The sequence below is a fragment of the Psychrobacter sp. G genome (assembly GCF_000418305.1).
Lineage (GTDB): Bacteria > Pseudomonadota > Gammaproteobacteria > Pseudomonadales > Moraxellaceae > Psychrobacter > Psychrobacter cryohalolentis.
Genome location: NC_021661.1, coordinates 2,703,729 through 2,721,848 on the forward strand (window position 1 = coordinate 2,703,729; position 18,120 = coordinate 2,721,848).

Here is an 18,120-nt window from a genome sequence, read left to right on the forward strand (position 1 = left end):
TTGAAAATATAATCTAAGCCATAAGAACTAAAATTCCACCATACCAGCACGTAGCTGCTCAATCAGCTCCAAAAACTGTTGGCGCCATTCACGTATGGTCGCATCATCTGGCAACCATTGATTGGACAGTGTTACTACATTGACAATCAAATCAGGCACTTGTTTTTTGTCATTAGCCGCTTTATCCACCGAATGCTCAGATATCACGGCATATAGACAACGCTGATAGGCATGTTCTATATCAGCCAGGAATCCTTGCTGCTGTAACTGCTTTAGACGCTGCACTTCAGGTGATACTTGCGTACGCTCGATCAGTGCTTCTTCGATATCTAGCAACGTCGGCGTCGTCAGCGTTATATTATAAAAGTGACCAAGCTCTTGTAAAAAAGCTAAAAACGTACCGTATAGATGAAAAATAGCGGTCTCACAATGTGCTTGATATAACTGCTTGTCAGTTGTGTCTGCAGCGGCTTGACAGGCAAGGCGGCAAAAATATAGCTTTTGGTTGGTACGGTCAGCTTGATATTTGGCAACGCGAGTTTTATCTGCCATACGCTTATCCTTTTTAGTGAGTACTGCTAAAAATAATCAGAAATTACGAATACTTATGAATACTAGAGCCAAAATCTCTGACTATTTAAGTAATTCGGTTATGCAGTGTACTATTTTATCTTATCATTTCCCAAGAAAAAACTTGTTGTGATGGAATTTTAAAGCAAAAAAAGCCAGCAACTTAGGCTGGCTTTTTTATTTATTCAAATAACTAGACGCTATCTAATTTAATGATTACCTTGATTCAACTCTTGAGCAAAGGCTTCATCGAAGCTTGCAAAGTCTGTCGCATCAGTCGTTGCTGACATATCAAACGCCGCATTTAAGTCTTTATCTTGCAGTTTTTGCTCTGCTTTTTCTTTACGAGCTTTATGATAAGCAAGACCAGTACCAGCTGGAATCAAGCGACCAACGACTACGTTTTCTTTAAGACCACGTAACTCATCCACTTTACCAGTGACCGCAGCAGCCGTTAGGACACGAGTCGTTTCCTGGAACGATGCGGCTGAGATAAAGCTTTCGGTTGCCAAACTTGCTTTGGTAATACCAAGTAATTGACGTTCAAACTGAACTGGAAATTTGTCTTCCGCTTCTAGCTTGGCATTCAATGCTTTGATATCAGCATATTCTACTTGATCACCTTTAAAGTGGTTTGAATCGCCGCCATCAGTAATCTCAACTTTACGCAACATCTGACGAATGATAACTTCGATGTGCTTATCGTTGATTTTTACGCCCTGCAGACGATAAACGTCCTGCACTTCGTTAACGATATAGTCAGCAAGCGCGGTTTGTCCTTTCAGACGTAAGATATCATGCGGATTCTGTGGACCATCAGCAATAACCTCACCACGAGCAACAGTCTCGTTTTCGAAGACGTTAATCTGACGCCATTTCGGGATCAGCTCTTCATGAATCTCGCCATCTTCATTAGTAATAATGAAGCGATTTTTACCTTTGGTCTCTTTACCGAAGCTCACGACACCTGACATCTCTGCCATGATAGCGTGATCTTTTGGACGACGTGCTTCGAATAAATCAGCTACACGTGGCAGACCACCGGTAATATCTTTGGTACCTGAAGACGCTTGTGGTACACGACCTAGAATCGAACCGGCTGCAACTTTCTCACCGTCGCTGACGCGAATGATGGTTTCAGCAGGTAAGAAGTAAACGACTTCTTTACCTTCGTCTGTGTTCAAGATAATCGCCGGACGTAAGTCTTTTGCTGAGCTTGAACGATCTCGAGTAGCTAGAATCTCAAACGAGCTCATACCCGTCGCATCATCAACTTTTACGGTAGCAGTTAAGCCATCAGTGATTTCACTGAAACGTGCGGTACCCGCGAATTCTGTAATAATAGGATGCGTGTGCGGATCCCACTTAGCGATAGTTTGACCGCCTTCAACTTGGTCTTCATTTTTCACAAGAACGCTTGAACCATAAGGTACTTTATAGCGCTCACGCTCACGACCAAGCTCATCGGTCAAAGCGATTTCAGCTGAACGCGATACGATAACCAAATGACCATCGGTATGCTGTACAGTCTTCATGTTTTCAAAATGCGCTTGACCAGCACTACGAACTGAAATGCTGTTGTCCACAGAAGCAGAACTTGCCGCTCCACCAACGTGGAAAGTACGCATGGTCAACTGAGTACCAGGCTCACCGATAGACTGCGCCGCCATAACACCAACAGACTCGCCTATATTCACTTTATGACCACGAGCAAGGTCACGACCATAGCACTGTGAACAAACGCCATGTTCGATATTACAAGTAATCACTGAACGTACCCAGATATCATCGATTGCATTGTTATCTAGTACTTTAACCCAATGCTCATCGATCAACGTACCCGCTGGAATCAAGATTTTTTCAGCATTATCGTTATAAGTGACATCACGTGCCGTTACACGACCTAGTACTAGCTCGCCCAACTTCTCAATGATTTCACCACCTTGGATATGTGGCTTCATGAGCAAACCTTGCTCAGTACCACAGTCATCACTGGTAATAACCAAATCTTGTGCTACGTCAACCAAACGACGCGTCAAGTAACCTGAGTTAGCTGTTTTCAATGCCGTATCCGCAAGACCTTTACGCGCACCATGCGTTGAGATAAAGTACTGAAGTACGGTCAAACCTTCACGGAAATTCGCTTTAATTGGTGTTTCAATGATTGAGCCATCTGGCTTAGCCATCAAACCACGCATACCAGCAAGCTGACGAATCTGTGCGGCACTACCACGAGCACCAGAATCTGACATGATAAAGATAGAGTTAAATGACTTCTGCTCTTCTTCTTCACCTTTAGCGTTGATAATTTTATCAGTCGCTAAGTTGTCCATCATCGCTTTAGCGACTTTGTCATTAGTACGTGACCAAATATCGACCACTTTATTATAACGCTCACCAGCCGTTACAAAGCCTTGCTCAAACTGGTCTTCAATTTCACGCACTTCAGCTTCAGCGACTTCGATGATTTGCTTTTTCAGTGGTGGAATAACCATGTCATCGATACCGATAGACACACCAGATAGTGTCGCTTGTGCAAAACCAAGATACATCAATTGGTCAGCAAACATAACACTTTCTTTTACGCCCACTTTACGATAGCAAGAGTTGATCAGTTTAGAGATATTCTTCTTAGTCATCTCTTCATTACATTCGTCAAACGACATACCAACAGGCATGATGTTCCAGATTAACAAGCGACCAGCAACGGTATCTTTGATACTCGTCTCTTTAGTACGATTGCCATCATCATCAATATGCGTTTCAGTGACACGAACTTTAATCTTGGCGTTAACATGTAAATCGTTTGAACCAATCGCACGCAATGCTTCATTAACGGTAGCAAAAATCATGCCCTCGCCTTTGGCATTTACTGACGAGCGACTGATGTAATACAAGCCCAATACAACATCCTGTGATGGTACGATGATTGGCTCACCGTTCGCAGGAGACAAGATGTTGTTGGTCGACATCATGAGCGCACGAGATTCAAGCTGAGCTTCTAATGTCAATGGCACGTGAACGGCCATTTGGTCACCATCAAAGTCAGCGTTGAACGCGGTACAAACTAGAGGATGTAACTGGATGGCTTTACCTTCGATTAGTACTGGCTCAAATGCTTGCAAGCCCAAACGGTGAAGTGTTGGCGCACGGTTAAGGAGTACTGGATGCTCACGGATAACCATGGCCAGCATATCCCACACTTGTGGCTCTTCACGCTCTACCATCTTTTTGGCAGCTTTAATCGTCGTCGCCAAACCATGAGACAATAGTTTGTTATAAGTAAATGGCTTGAACAATTCAAGTGCCATTTTCTTTGGTAGACCACACTGATGTAGACGTAGGGTTGGACCAACAACGATCACCGAACGACCAGAATAATCAACACGTTTACCTAGTAAGTTTTGACGGAAACGACCTTGCTTACCTTTGATCATATCAGCCAAAGATTTCAATGGACGCTTATTACTACCAGTAATCGCACGACCACGGCGACCATTATCAAGCAAGGCATCTACTGATTCTTGCAACATACGTTTTTCGTTACGTACGATGATATCAGGAGCGCTTAGCTCAAGCAGACGCTTTAGACGGTTATTACGGTTGATCACACGACGATATAGATCATTAAGATCTGAAGTCGCAAAACGACCGCCTTCTAGTGGGACTAGAGGACGCAAGTCTGGTGGTAGTACTGGCAAGATGTTCATCACCATCCACTCAGGCTTGTTATTAGAATCACGGAAGGCTTCTAATAACTTAAGACGCTTAGACATCTTTTTAAGCTTGGTTTCAGAACCCGTTTGCGGAATTGATTCGCGCAGCTCATCAATCTCTAAATCTAAATCGATGTCTTTTAAAAGGTCTTGAACCGCTTCCGCACCCATTTTGGCAGTGAATTCATCGCCAAATTCTTCAAGGGCTTTGTAATAATCTTCATCATCAAGCAGCTGATACTTCTCTAAAGAAGTCAGACCTGGCTCAGTTACGATATAGCTTTCAAAATAAAGCACACGCTCGATATCACGTAGCGTCATGTCTAATAATAGACCGATACGGCTTGGTAATGATTTTAAGAACCAAATATGCGCAACAGGGCTCGCTAAGTCGATATGACCCATGCGGTCACGACGAACTTTAGCAGTAGTGACTTCAACGCCACATTTTTCACAGATAACACCTTGGAACTTACGGCGCTTGTATTTACCACATAAACATTCAAAGTCTTTTACTGGGCCAAAAATTTTGGCACAGAATAGACCATCACGCTCAGGTTTAAAGGTACGATAGTTAATCGTTTCAGGTTTTTTAACTTCACCATGAGACCATGATTTGATCACATCAGGTGAGGCCAAAGTAATTTGAATACTGTCAAATTCATGGTTACCGTTGCCGGTAGGGCTTTGCATGATATCGAGTAAATCTTTCAAGTTGCTTCTCCGTTATCTTTATAATCATCTGACAGCGAGCTATGAGCGCGGTTGAGATGAATGAAGGCAATGAATAGGGTTGAGACAAATCACTAAAAGCAGCAGCAATGAGCATACTGCCTTTAGTTGACAACTAAGTTAAACAACGGATTTAGTTGCTTTGTTTTAACTCAATATTGATACCCAGTGATTTGATTTCTTTGGTCAATACGTTAAACGATTCAGGCATACCTGGATCCATATATTGCTCACCATCGACGATGTTTTTGTACATACGCGTACGGCCTTCAACGTCATCCGACTTCACAGTCAGCATCTCTTGTAGCGTATATGTCGCGCCGTAAGCTTCTAGTGCCCAGACTTCCATCTCACCGAAGCGCTGACCACCAAACTGAGCTTTACCGCCCAATGGCTGCTGCGTCACTAGTGAGTAAGAACCAGTTGAACGCGCATGCATTTTGTCGTCAACCAAATGGTTAAGTTTGAGCATGTACATATAACCGACCGTTACTTTGCGGTCAAACTTCTGACCAGTACGACCATCATACAACGTCTGTTGACCATCGCGATCCATACCAGCAAGCTCTAACAGATCTTTAACTTGGCTTTCTCTTGCGCCGTCAAATACTGCTGTGCCCATTGGTACACCAGCACGCAAGTTGTCTGCTAGCGCCATGATGTCATCATCACTCAAGCTATCAAGATCAACTTGCTCACCGCCGACTTGGTTATAGATTTTGTCTAAGAAGTCACGTAAGTCTTTGATTGCTGCTTGCGATTTGAGCATACCATCGATCTTCTCGCCCAAGCCTTTTGCCGCCATACCCAAATGCGTTTCTAGAACCTGACCGATGTTCATACGAGATGGTACACCAAGTGGGTTCAAGACGATGTCAACGGTATTACCATTTTCATCATAAGGCATATCTTCAACTGGCATAATGCGTGATACCACACCTTTGTTACCATGACGACCAGCCATTTTATCACCAGGCTGAATACGACGCTTAACCGCTAGATATACCTTAACGATTTTTTGTACGCCATGTTGTAAGTCATCACCAGCGGTTAGTTTGCGTTTTTTCTCAGCAAACTTCACATCGATATCTTTTTGCTTATCAACCAAATACTCAGCGATTTGCGTGAGACGCTCAGAGATTTCTTCTTCAACAGGCTGGATGTCAAGCAACGTCTCAAGGCTCATATCTTTCATATCAGCCAATGCCATCACTGTACCGGCTTTTAAACCTGAACCACCACTGACTTTTTGACCATCTAATAGATTACCAATACGACCACGAGCCGCTTCTTCAAAGATACGTAACTCTTCTTTTAAATCTTTACGGTAGCTATCAAGCTGTGATTTTTCAATCGCTCTTGCACGTGCATCTTTTTCAACGCCATCACGGGTAAAGACTTGAACGTCAATAACCGTACCTTTGCTTGATGTTGGTACACGTAGCGACGTATCTTTAACATCAGCCGCTTTTTCACCAAAGATAGCCCGGAGCAATTTCTCTTCTGGCGTTAGTTGTGTTTCACCTTTTGGCGTCACTTTACCAACTAAGATATCACCAGCATCAACTTCAGCACCGATATAAACGATACCAGCTTCATCAAGGCTTGATAGAGCTGCTTCGCCAACGTTTGGAATATCCGCAGTAATCTCTTCGGTTCCAAGCTTGGTATCACGTGCCACACAAGTCAATTCTTGGATATGAATAGTAGTGAAACGATCTTCTTTAACCACTTTTTCAGACAGCAAGATTGAATCTTCGAAGTTGTAACCATTCCACGGCATAAATGCGATGCGGATGTTCTGACCTAGTGCTAGCTCACCAAGATCCGTTGAAGGACCGTCGGCCAATATATCGCCTACAGCAATAGCATCGCCTTGGTTAACAATAATACGTTGGTTGATACAAGTGTTTTGGTTAGAACGCGTATATTTAACTAAGTTATAGATATCTATACCGGCTTCACCAGCAATCATCTCATCTTCATTTACACGAACCACAACACGTGAGGCATCAACGTCTTCGATTACACCGCCACGCTTAGCAATAACACAAACACCAGAATCACGAGCAACGTGACGCTCCATACCGGTACCTACTAATGGCTTATCAGCACGTAGCGTAGGAACTGCCTGACGCTGCATGTTTGAGCCCATCAAGGCACGGTTAGCATCATCATGCTCTAGGAATGGAATCAGACCAGCGGCTACAGATACAACCTGACTTGGCGACACATCCATATGCGTCACTTTTTCTGGCGGCATACGGACGAATTCACCATAGCTACGTACACTAACCATTTCATCAGATAACGCGCCATCGGCAGTTACTGGTGAATCAGCCTGTGCAATGACCGTACCGACTTCTTCAATCGCTGACAGATATTCAATAACGTCCGTTACTTTACCATCAACTACACGGCGATAAGGTGTTTCCAAAAAGCCAAAGCTGTTGGTTTTAGCAAAAGTCGCTAATGAGTTAATCAAACCAATGTTTGGACCTTCAGGAGTCTCAATCGGACATACGCGACCATAATGGGTATCATGTACGTCACGTACTTCAAAGCCTGCACGCTCACGGGTCAGACCACCGGGTCCTAATGCAGACACACGGCGTTTATGCGTGACTTCAGACAATGGATTATTCTGATCCATAAACTGCGATAACTGGCTCGAGCCAAAGAATTCTTTGACCGCCGCAGCAACAGGTTTTGAGTTAATCAAATCTTGTGGCGATAAGTTATCAGATTCTGCTGAGCTTAAACGCTCTTTAACCGCACGCTCAACACGTACTAGACCAACACGGAATTGGTTTTCTGCCATCTCGCCTACTGAACGAATGCGACGGTTACCTAAATGGTCAATATCATCGACTTCACCGCGACCATTACGAATCTCGATAAGCTCTTTTAGAACGTTAACGATATCAGCATTGGTCAATACGCTACGTTCACGCTGAATATCAGCGTCATCGGTATCTACAAAATCAAGACCTAAACGACGGTTAAACTTCATACGACCGACATTCGATAAGTCATAACGATCCGCGTTAAAGAACATGCTGTCAAAAAGTTTCTCAGCAGTTTCAACCGTTGGTGGCTCACCTGGGCGCATGACTTTATAAATTTCAATCAAAGCTTCTTCACGGCTTGACGTACTATCAGCGCGTAGCGTATCAGCAATATAACTACCTTGGTCGATATCGTTGGTAAACAGAATACTAAATTCTTTGATAGATTCACTGGCTTCAAACGCACTTAATTTAACCAATAATTCATGGTCAATCAGCGTGTTAGCACGAGCAATAACTTCATCATTAACGATGATGTCTTCGGCTAAAATGCGCTCATATAAGTATTCATCAGGAATCGAGATTTTCGTCATACCTGCTTCTTCAAGCTGACGGATACGGCGAGCATTAATACGTTTGCCCTGCTCAACCACCACGTCACCTGCAGGAGTCACGATGTCGAACTGTGCCATCTCGCCACGTAAGCGATCTGCAACTAGATCAATCTCGAACTGCTCTTCGCCTTTATAAACTCGCACTTTATCAAAGAATAAATCTAAGATCTCAGAAGTACTTAAGCCTAAAGCACGTAGAATAATAGACGCCAATAACTTACGACGACGGTCAATACGAGCAAAAACCAAGTCTTTTGCATCAAACTCAAAATCTAACCATGAACCACGGTAAGGAATGATACGCGCGTTATAAAGCACCTTACCACTTGAGTGCGACTTACCTTTATCATGGTCAAAGAACACACCAGGTGAACGATGTAATTGAGATACAATTACACGCTCAGTACCGTTAATAATAAAGGTACCGTTAGCGGTCATTAATGGCATCTCGCCCATATAGACGCTTTGCTCACGGATATCTTTAATAGCCGCTTTGCTGTCTTTATCTTTGCTGTCTTTGTCTTTGATGATTAAGCGAATTTTGACACGCATAGGCGCAGCAAATGTCGAACCACGTAAGATACACTCACGCTCATCAAATTCAGGCGTACCTAAATAGTATTCAACGAATTGTAGCTCTGCGTTACCAGAGTGACTCTCAATTGGGAAAATAGAAGAGTATGCAGCTTGCAAGCCAGTATTCTCACGAGCTTTTGGCTTTTTATGCTCTTGCAAAAATTGCTCATAAGAATCTACTTGGATAGACAACAAATAGGGAATGTCCATCACAGTAGGCAATTCAGCAAAACTTTTGCGAATACGCTTTTTTTCAGTATAAGAATATGCCATCGAGAGTCCTTACAGTAAACGTGGAAACAAATTAAAATCGCGGCTGGCGTGCATAAATACTATGCAAACTAAGCGACGTAAACGATAATATAAAACAGGTGTTCTTTTTAAAGCACAGTTAATCTTTTTAGGGCGTTGTATCAATTACTATTTTAACAATCAGTGCTTGCTTTGCACTCTAAATACGATCTTGCTATCTTCATTTAAGTCAGCCTATATGACTGCTCAGAGCGAAAACTTCAATCTTAAAGTGTTGCCAATATGTCACTTTTAAAGCTTAAGTGACAGTTGCTTTATCTAAATATAAATGCGACTAGCATTGTGTATAAACGATTTAACATCCAAACTGGTTACTGCCAAAATCAATATCGTCGCTGATGTATACCGTCTACGAGCCTATATACTGACAGTAAAATCACGCTAGAAAGCTTATTCAATAGTTTTTGATTAGTAATAAATAGGACAATTATAATGCTTATAAATAATAATATTCAGAGTCAATATAAGTGATAATGTTAATAGAAAACGTGCAGACACAAAAAAATGCCAAACATCTATTGACGTTTAGCCACATTATCTGATTTCAATAACTACTAAGTGTGCTTGCATGTATATCGTCTGTCCTTTTGATGGGTATCCACCGTGTTGTTGCTTACGACTGTTGGCAGACACAAAAGGTCAAGCTACGAATTATAGTAAAAAAAAGCTGATAATGCAAGGCATTACCAGCTTTTTTTCGTACTGCCGTTAAACTATTTTAGTTCAACAGTTGCACCAGCTTCTTCAAGTTTCTTTTTCAACTCTTCAGCTTCAGCTTTGTTAACGCCTTCTTTGATTGGAGCTGGAGCGCTTTCAACCAAATCTTTCGCTTCTTTCAGGCCAAGACCAGTAGCTTCACGTACGGCTTTAATTACGCCAACTTTCTTCTCGCCAAAGCTGGCAAGAACAACGTCAAACTCGTCTTTTTCTTCAGCAGCAGCAGCAGCAGGACCAGCAGCAGCAGGTGCAGCGGCAACAGCAGCTGTTACGCCGAATTTTTCTTCCATAGCGCTGATTAATTCAACGATATCCATTACTGACATTTCAGCGATTGCGTTTAACACGTCATCTTTAGATAGTGCCATGAGAACTCTCCGTTATCTGATAAAAATTAATTGATTTTAAAATCGCTTGGATTGCTTGCCAAATTTTCAAATAGTGTTGGCAATAAAGTGCAATCGGCGATGTCAAAGTTACGTTAAAACAAGCAATTAAGCAGCTTCTTTTGCGTCTTTGATTGCTGCAACAGTGCGAACGAACTTGCCAGGAACTGCGTTCATAGTCTGGACAAGCTTGGTCACTGGTGCATTCATAGTAGCCATCAAGATAGAGATTGCTTCGTCGCGAGTTGGTAGCTTCGATACGCGCTCTAGCTCTTCTGGACCATAAACAACACCACCAACTGATACCAATTTGGTCTCTAAAGCTTTGTGATCTTTGCTGAAGTCAAAAATGACTCGAGCGGCAGATCCCAAATCTTCCATAGAGAAAGCCAAAAGTAATGGACCAGTCATACGGTCTGACATGCTCTCAAATTTAGTGCCTTCAAACGCACGTTTTGCTAGGGTATTTTTTACCACTTTTAAAACGACGCCTTTTTCACGGGCTTGTTCGCGTAGCTTAGTAAGCTTTGCAACACCAATACCATGATATTCGGCAGCTACTGCTGAGTAAGCATTAGCAGCAACTTCAGACACTTCAGCCACAACTTGTTGTTTTTGCTCTAGCGTTAATGCCATAAGTTGACTCCTTTAATCTAATCAATCATCCTGTAATCTAAATTACAAACTAAGATTGACTTGATACGACACGTTACGAGTTATATTTATTAAAAACAAATGTACTCATAACGACTGATTACGGCACCGTTATCAGAATGACATCAAGTGATAGGTTGCCCTATCGGCTCTTATCAACAACTGGGTGGGCCACCGTCTGCGTAGGACAATTAAGATTTTCATCTGTCATCGATTAACAACAGCAGCTCAATGTAATGAATTTTGATCTACAAGAGTCATAATCCATTCTACCAAACCGCTCTCTACCTACGGTCTTAGACAGCATAGCGTTTGCTACGCTGACCTAATTCTTTAAAATATTTTGTCCCATTATTCAAAATCGTTGAATAACAGATCATACTTAATTATTTCGCTGTGCGATATGGAACTGGATCGATACTTAGACCAGGACCCATGGTGCTAGACAAGGTAATTTTCTTAATAAAAGTACCTTTAGAAGTAGCAGGCTTAGCACGTCTCAAATCTGAAATCAGTGCTTCAGCATTTTGGATTACTTGCTCAGCAGTAAAACCAACTTGACCGATAGTCGTGTGGATAATACCTGCTTTGTCTACACGATACTGTGCTTGACCAGCTTTAGCGTTAAGAACAGCTTCAGCAACGTTAGGCGTAACCGTACCGACTTTAGGGTTAGGCATTAGACCACGTGGGCCTAAGATAGTACCTAATTGACCAACAACACGCATTGCATCAGGAGCAGCGATAACCACGTCAAAGTCCATGTTACCGGCTTTGATTGATTCTGCTAGGTCTTCAAAACCAACGATGTCAGCACCAGCTTCTTTGGCGGCTTCAGCAGCAGCACCTTGAGCAAATACAGCAACGCGTTTGGTTTTACCAGTACCCGCAGGTAGATTGGTTGCGCCACGTACAACTTGATCAGATTTACGTGGGTCAACGCCCAAGTTTACAGCGATATCAATAGACTCTTTGAATTTAAGAGCTGGCAAATCGTTTAGAATTTGAACCGCTTCTTCGATCGTGTATTGTTTTTCGTGCTCAATACGGCTATTGATTTCTTTTTGACGCTTAGTAAGTTTACTCATTTACACACCCTCCACGGTAATACCCATTGAACGTGCAGTACCAGCGATGGTACGAACAGCAGCATCAAGATCAGCAGCAGTTAAATCTGCATCTTTAGTCTTAACGATGTCTTCTAACTGAGCACGGTCAACTTTACCGACTTTAGCGGTGTTAGGTGTACCAGAACCTTTAGCAATACCAGCAGCCTTACGCAAAAGGTAAGCAGCAGGTGGTGACTTCATGATGAAGGTAAAAGACTTATCACTGTATACAGTGATCTCAGTAGGAATCGGTAAACCCGGCTCTTGGTTTGAGGTCGCAGCGTTAAATTCTTTACAGAACGCCATAATGTTCACGCCTTTTTGACCCAATGCTGGACCAATCGGTGGTGAAGGATTTGCTTTGCCTGCAGGCACTTGCAGTTTGATGTAACCATCAATCTTCTTAGCCATGATACTCTCCTAAATGGGTAATAGCGCCAAATCAATGTGGTATAAACCTTATTGACTAACAGCTCCCCGGTTGATGAACTTTTTTGCTGATTTAATCTAGCTTCTCAACTTTACTAAACTCAAGCTCAACCTGAGTCGGTCGATTAAATACGTTTACAGTTAAATGTAATTTAGACTTTTCGTAATCCACTTTTTCAACCAACCCTTTAAAGTCAGTGAATGGACCATCGATAACCAATAACTCTTCGCCCGGCTCAAATAGAGTCTTAGGACGCGGGTCAGTTTCAGTCTGATTCAAACGGTTTAGAATACGATCAGCTTCTACTTCCGTAATCGGCGCAGGCGTCTCTGGCGTACCGCCAACAAAGCCCATAATACGTGGGCAATCTTTAACGATGTGCCAAGTATTGTCGTTCATATCCATCTGGATCAATACATAACCCGGAAAGAACTTACGCTCACTTTTACGTTTTTTGCCGTCTTTCATTTCGACGACTTCTTCAGTAGGTACCAATACATCGCCGAAAAACTCAGCGAATTCACTACGATTAATACGATCAGTTAATGAACGCTGTACTTGCTTTTCATATCCTGAAAATGCTTGGACAATATACCAACGCATATCACGCTCCTGATCATTATAAGTAAGTCGTTATCCATAAATCTTGGCTAAACAGTCGCTAATACGCGCCATTAACCAATAAATATGCCAACGAACCAATTAAAAAAGTTATCTAATAGCCAAACTAATAAACCAACAACCGCAATCATGACAATCGTTTGCCATGTATATTGGAAGGTTTCGTCTTTGCCAGGCCAAGTAACGCGGCGTAGTTCTACAGCAGCGTCTTTCAATAAAGTTTTAAATGCACGGCCCTGATTCGTCATTGCAAGACATAACAGCGCAAATACAAAAAGCGCAACGATAATACCAATACGTACCCAAAGGTCATTGGCAGGTTGCCAATAGCCGGGCAGATATTGATTAACTAACGTTGCACCAATTAAAACAACTGCGGCTAGTAGCCACAAAATCACATCTTTTACTGAACCCGTCTTAGCAATCTCAACAGCAGTCGTTTGATTCCCCGCTGAAATATGCTTATCTTTGGACAGCATTCCACCAGCAACTGCCTTGGCATCAGATAACTTAGTCTCGAGGTTATCTTGATTATTGCTCATAAAGAACTCACTTCGGAGATGGTGGGGTATGACAAAGATGTGATAAGAAGATGGCAGGCGATGTAGGACTCGAACCTACAACCCTCGGTTTTGGAGACCGATGCTCTACCAATTGAGCCAATCGCCTAGGGGTGTTAAGGCTGATAATTATACAAGGTTTTACTAAGAATGCAAGTTTTAAGACGATATTTTATTTGCTTAATACAATGAATCATTACTTTAATGAATAAAAGTCAGAAAATTCTGTTTAAAATCAAAAATAGAAGTCAAAATCTGAGATAGATTTATTGCTTTAAACTTTTAAACATACAGACCTTATTTTAATAAATACTAAATTGATTAGCACTTCTGCGATTTAGCAAACCATACTCAAAAAAAAGCCACCCTCTTTCGAGGATGGCTTTTGACTAATTATTAACAACAATCAGATTGCTCTGACAGCGTTAAGTATTAGTTCAATACGTTAGCAACAACACCAGCGCCTACAGTACGGCCGCCTTCACGAATAGCGAAGCGAAGACCTTTGTCCATAGCGATTGGGTGGATAAGCTCTACGCCCATCTCAACGTTATCACCAGGCATAACCATTTCAGTACCGTCTTGTAATTGGATTGCGCCAGTTACGTCAGTCGTACGGAAGTAGAACTGTGGACGATAGCCGTTTAGGAATGGTGTGTGACGACCACCCTCTTCTTTTGACAATACATATACTTCAGCGTCAAACTTGGTATGAGGAGTGATTGAACCTGGCTTAGCTAGTACTTGGCCACGTTGTACGTCTTCACGCTTAGTACCACGTAGTAGTACGCCACAGTTTTCGCCTGCACGACCTTCGTCAAGCAGTTTACGGAACATCTCTACACCAGTACAGGTGGTTTTTTGAGTGTCACGGATACCGACGATTTCGATTTCGTCGCCAACGCGTACGATACCAGATTCAACACGGCCAGTTACAACAGTACCACGACCTGAGATTGAGAATACGTCTTCGATTGGCATTAGGAATGCTTTGTCGATGTCACGCTCTGGCTCTGGGATGTAGGTGTCAAGAACGTTTAATAGTTCTACAACGGCTGGTTGACCATATTTTTCTTGTGAGCCTTTTAGGGCTTCAGTTGCAGAACCATGGATGATTGGGGTGTCATCACCTGGGAAGTCATAGTCGCTTAATAATTCACGAACTTCCATTTCTACTAGTTCAAGCAATTCTTCGTCATCAACAACATCACATTTGTTCATGAATACAACGATGTACGGTACGCCAACCTGACGTGAAAGCAGGATGTGCTCACGAGTTTGTGGCATAGGGCCGTCAGTTGCAGATACGACTAGGATTGCGCCGTCCATCTGGGCGGCACCAGTGATCATGTTTTTAACATAATCGGCGTGACCTGGGCAATCAACGTGAGCGTAATGACGTGATGGGGTGTCATATTCTACGTGTGAGGTGTTGATGGTGATGCCACGTGCTTTTTCTTCTGGTGCTGAGTCAATAGACGCGTAGTCTTTGGCTTCGCCACCAGAGGTGATTGCAGCTACGGTTGCGATTGCAGCGGTAAGGGTGGTTTTACCGTGGTCAACGTGTCCGATGGTACCGACGTTAACATGTGGTTTTAGACGTTCAAACTTGGCCTTTGCCATGGGTATTTCCTCTTTTTTTAGGGTCAACTGCTTAATTTATATAAAGTAATTAAGTGAATACTGACCACATTAAGATAACTGTTAAAAGGGTGCACATACTAATGTGCAGATATTATAAGAAAATCACGAGCAATAACAAGTCTTTTAACCAATTATTGCTCGATTATCTACTGACAATATAAAGATATGTCCTATATTGCCATTATCGATAGATTTTTGCTTATTCGTCATCATCTTTATTGTTGAATTTAGAGATGATAGCTTCTGCAACTGATTTTGGAATTTCAGCGTACTTTTGGAATTCCATAGAGTAAGTTGCACGGCCCTGTGACATTGAACGCATTTGTGTGGCATAGCCAAACATTTCCGCTAATGGTACTTCAGCACGAATCTGCTTAGTGCCGCCAGGTAAGTCTTCCATACCTTGAACCATACCACGACGACGGTTAAGATCGCCCATGATATCGCCCATATAGTCTTCAGGTGTTTCAACTTCTACTTTCATCACTGGCTCAAGTAGCGTTGGGTTTGCAGCCATGAAGCCTTTACGGAATGCGATAGAACCAGCCATTTTAAATGATAACTCATCCGAGTCAACATCATGGTAAGAACCATCATACAAGGTCGCTTTTACGCCAACGATTGGGTAACCTGCAAGTACGCCATTTTTCATGCGCTCTTGAATACCTTTATCAACCGCACCGTGGAATTCTTTTGGTACCGTACCACCAACAACTTCTTCTTTAAATTCATAAAGAACATCGCCAGCTGGATCCATAGGCTCAAGACGTAACCAAACGTGACCGAATTTACCACGACCACCAGTCTGACGTACGAATTTGCCTTCTTGCTCAACCGTGTTACGAATCGTTTCGCGATAAGCAACCTGAGGTGCGCCGATGTTAGCTTCAACACCAAACTCACGCTTCATACGGTCAACAAGAATCTCAAGATGCAGCTCACCCATACCACTGATGATAGTCTGACCAGATTCTTCGTCAGTATGTACACGGAACGATGGATCTTCTTTCGCCAAACGACCTAAAGCGATTGACATTTTTTCTTGGTCAGCTTTGGTTTTAGGTTCAACCGCTAGACTGATAACTGGATCTGGGAATTCCATACGCTCAAGCGTAATAACATTTTGCTCATCACACAACGTATCACCAGTGGTTACATCTTTCATGCCAACCAAGGCTGCGATATCACCAGTACGGATTTCTTGCAACTCTTCTTGAGAGTTTGCCATCATCTGTACGATACGGCCAACGCGCTCACGTTTCATTTTAACTGGGTTGTAAACGCTGCTACCTTGCTTTAGAACACCTGAATAAACACGAACGAAGGTTAAGTTGCCAACGAACTTGTCATTCATGATTTTGAATGCTAAAGCTGAGAACGGTGCTTCGTCTGACGCTTCACGAGTGCCTTCAGATTCATCTTTGTCATCCAGGATACCTTTAATAGCAGGTACATCCATTGGTGCAGGAAGATACTGAATAACAGCGTCCAACATCTTCTGTACACCTTTGTTTTTAAAGGCAGTACCGCAAAGAAGAGGAATGATTTCGTTATCAATAGTCAACTGGCGAATAGCAGAGTTAATTTGATCAACAGTTAATTCACCGTTCTCAAGATACTCATTCATCAATTCTTCAGTCGCTTCAGCAGCGCTTTCTACTAGATACTCACGATATTCTTCCGCTTTTTCTTGTAGTTCTGCTGGGATTTCACGCTCATCATATTCCATACCTTGAGACGCTTCGTCCCAATAGATGGCTTTCATCGTTACTAGATCTACAACGCCTTCAAAGTCGTCTTCTTTACCAATTGGGATAACCAATGGTACTGGCTTGCCGCCTAGACGAGTTTTGATCTGTTCTACTACGCGGTAGAAATCAGCGCCAACGCGATCCATTTTGTTAATGAATGCAAGACGTGGAACTTTATATTTGTTTGCCTGACGCCATACGGTTTCAGACTGTGGCTGAACGCCGCCTACTGCACAGTAAACCATGCAAGCGCCATCAAGAACACGCATAGAACGTTCAACTTCAATCGTGAAGTCAACGTGACCTGGGGTGTCAATGATATTGATACGGTGTTCGTCAAACTGTTTTGCCATACCTGACCAAAAACAAGTTGTCGCCGCTGAGGTGATAGTAATACCACGCTCTTGTTCTTGCTCCATCCAGTCCATAGTGGCTGCGCCATCATGTACTTCACCAATCTTGTGGCTAACACCGGTATAGAACAAAACACGTTCAGTAGTGGTCGTTTTACCAGCATCAATGTGCGCAGAGATACCAATATTGCGATAGCGCTTTAGGGGAGTTTTACGAGCCATAGTGTTTTCCTAGGGAAATTCGTGTATATATTAATGTGTTGTGTCTCTACCTCTACTCTATGACAAAGCCATTCAGCCCTGCAATATTACTAATCATTGAACCTAATACGGGCAAAAAAGAGTAACTACTAAGAATAGTGCGGCATCAAACTCAGGAGACTTTCTTTACAGAATAGCATCCCTTTTCAGAACAGCATCTTGACAGATGTCCGCCATCTGAAATGAGTGTGTCTGTTATTATCTTTCAATAATTACAAGCAGATCATTTATTAACAATGGCGACAATCAATAGAATAAATAAATTATATCTAGATGACTGGCATACACCAGTCACCCAAAACTACTTTTAAAAAGCTATATTTAA

11 protein-coding genes and 1 tRNA gene are annotated in these 18,120 nt (G+C 42.5%); all 12 read right to left on the reverse strand.

Annotation, left to right across the window (positions count from 1 at the left end; genetic code table 11):
• Positions 1 to 27 precede the first annotated feature (27 nt).
• Positions 28 to 552 carry a DUF6586 family protein gene (locus tag PSYCG_RS11310; protein WP_011514488.1) on the reverse strand — a complete coding sequence of 175 codons (525 nt, stop codon included), beginning with the start codon at positions 550 to 552 and terminating at the stop codon, positions 28 to 30.
• A 227-nt stretch (positions 553 to 779) separates the two neighbouring features.
• A complete protein-coding gene (gene rpoC / locus PSYCG_RS11315; RefSeq protein WP_020444318.1) occupies positions 780 to 5,000 on the reverse strand; it encodes a DNA-directed RNA polymerase subunit beta' in 4,221 nt (1,406 codons plus the stop codon).
• Between the two features lie 151 nt (positions 5,001 to 5,151).
• Positions 5,152 to 9,270: a DNA-directed RNA polymerase subunit beta gene (gene rpoB, locus PSYCG_RS11320; RefSeq protein WP_011514490.1), complete on the reverse strand. Its 4,119-nt coding sequence runs from the start codon at positions 9,268 to 9,270 to the stop codon at positions 5,152 to 5,154.
• 752 nt (positions 9,271 to 10,022) lie between these two features.
• On the reverse strand, positions 10,023 to 10,394 hold the full coding sequence (rplL, locus tag PSYCG_RS11325; protein WP_011514491.1) for a 50S ribosomal protein L7/L12: 372 nt from the start codon (positions 10,392 to 10,394) through the stop codon (positions 10,023 to 10,025).
• A gap of 126 nt (positions 10,395 to 10,520) precedes the next feature.
• Positions 10,521 to 11,048: a 50S ribosomal protein L10 gene (rplJ, locus tag PSYCG_RS11330; RefSeq protein ID WP_011514492.1), complete on the reverse strand. Its 528-nt coding sequence runs from the start codon at positions 11,046 to 11,048 to the stop codon at positions 10,521 to 10,523.
• Between the two features lie 404 nt (positions 11,049 to 11,452).
• On the reverse strand, positions 11,453 to 12,154 hold the full coding sequence (gene rplA, locus PSYCG_RS11335) for a 50S ribosomal protein L1 (RefSeq protein WP_011514493.1): 702 nt from the start codon (positions 12,152 to 12,154) through the stop codon (positions 11,453 to 11,455).
• Positions 12,155 to 12,586: a 50S ribosomal protein L11 gene (rplK, locus tag PSYCG_RS11340; RefSeq protein ID WP_010201717.1), complete on the reverse strand. Its 432-nt coding sequence runs from the start codon at positions 12,584 to 12,586 to the stop codon at positions 12,155 to 12,157. It abuts the gene before it with no gap.
• 91 nt (positions 12,587 to 12,677) lie between these two features.
• Positions 12,678 to 13,208 carry a transcription termination/antitermination protein NusG gene (nusG, locus tag PSYCG_RS11345; RefSeq protein WP_011514494.1) on the reverse strand — a complete coding sequence of 177 codons (531 nt, stop codon included), beginning with the start codon at positions 13,206 to 13,208 and terminating at the stop codon, positions 12,678 to 12,680.
• Positions 13,209 to 13,279: 71 nt separating this feature from the next.
• On the reverse strand, positions 13,280 to 13,768 hold the full coding sequence (secE, locus tag PSYCG_RS11350) for a preprotein translocase subunit SecE (RefSeq protein WP_020444319.1): 489 nt from the start codon (positions 13,766 to 13,768) through the stop codon (positions 13,280 to 13,282).
• Between the two features lie 51 nt (positions 13,769 to 13,819).
• Positions 13,820 to 13,895 (reverse strand) — tRNA-Trp (locus PSYCG_RS11355).
• A gap of 323 nt (positions 13,896 to 14,218) precedes the next feature.
• A complete protein-coding gene (gene tuf / locus PSYCG_RS11360; protein WP_011512793.1) occupies positions 14,219 to 15,409 on the reverse strand; it encodes an elongation factor Tu in 1,191 nt (396 codons plus the stop codon).
• Between the two features lie 220 nt (positions 15,410 to 15,629).
• Positions 15,630 to 17,756: an elongation factor G gene (gene fusA / locus PSYCG_RS11365; RefSeq protein ID WP_011514496.1), complete on the reverse strand. Its 2,127-nt coding sequence runs from the start codon at positions 17,754 to 17,756 to the stop codon at positions 15,630 to 15,632.
• Positions 17,757 to 18,120: the final 364 nt, after the last annotated feature.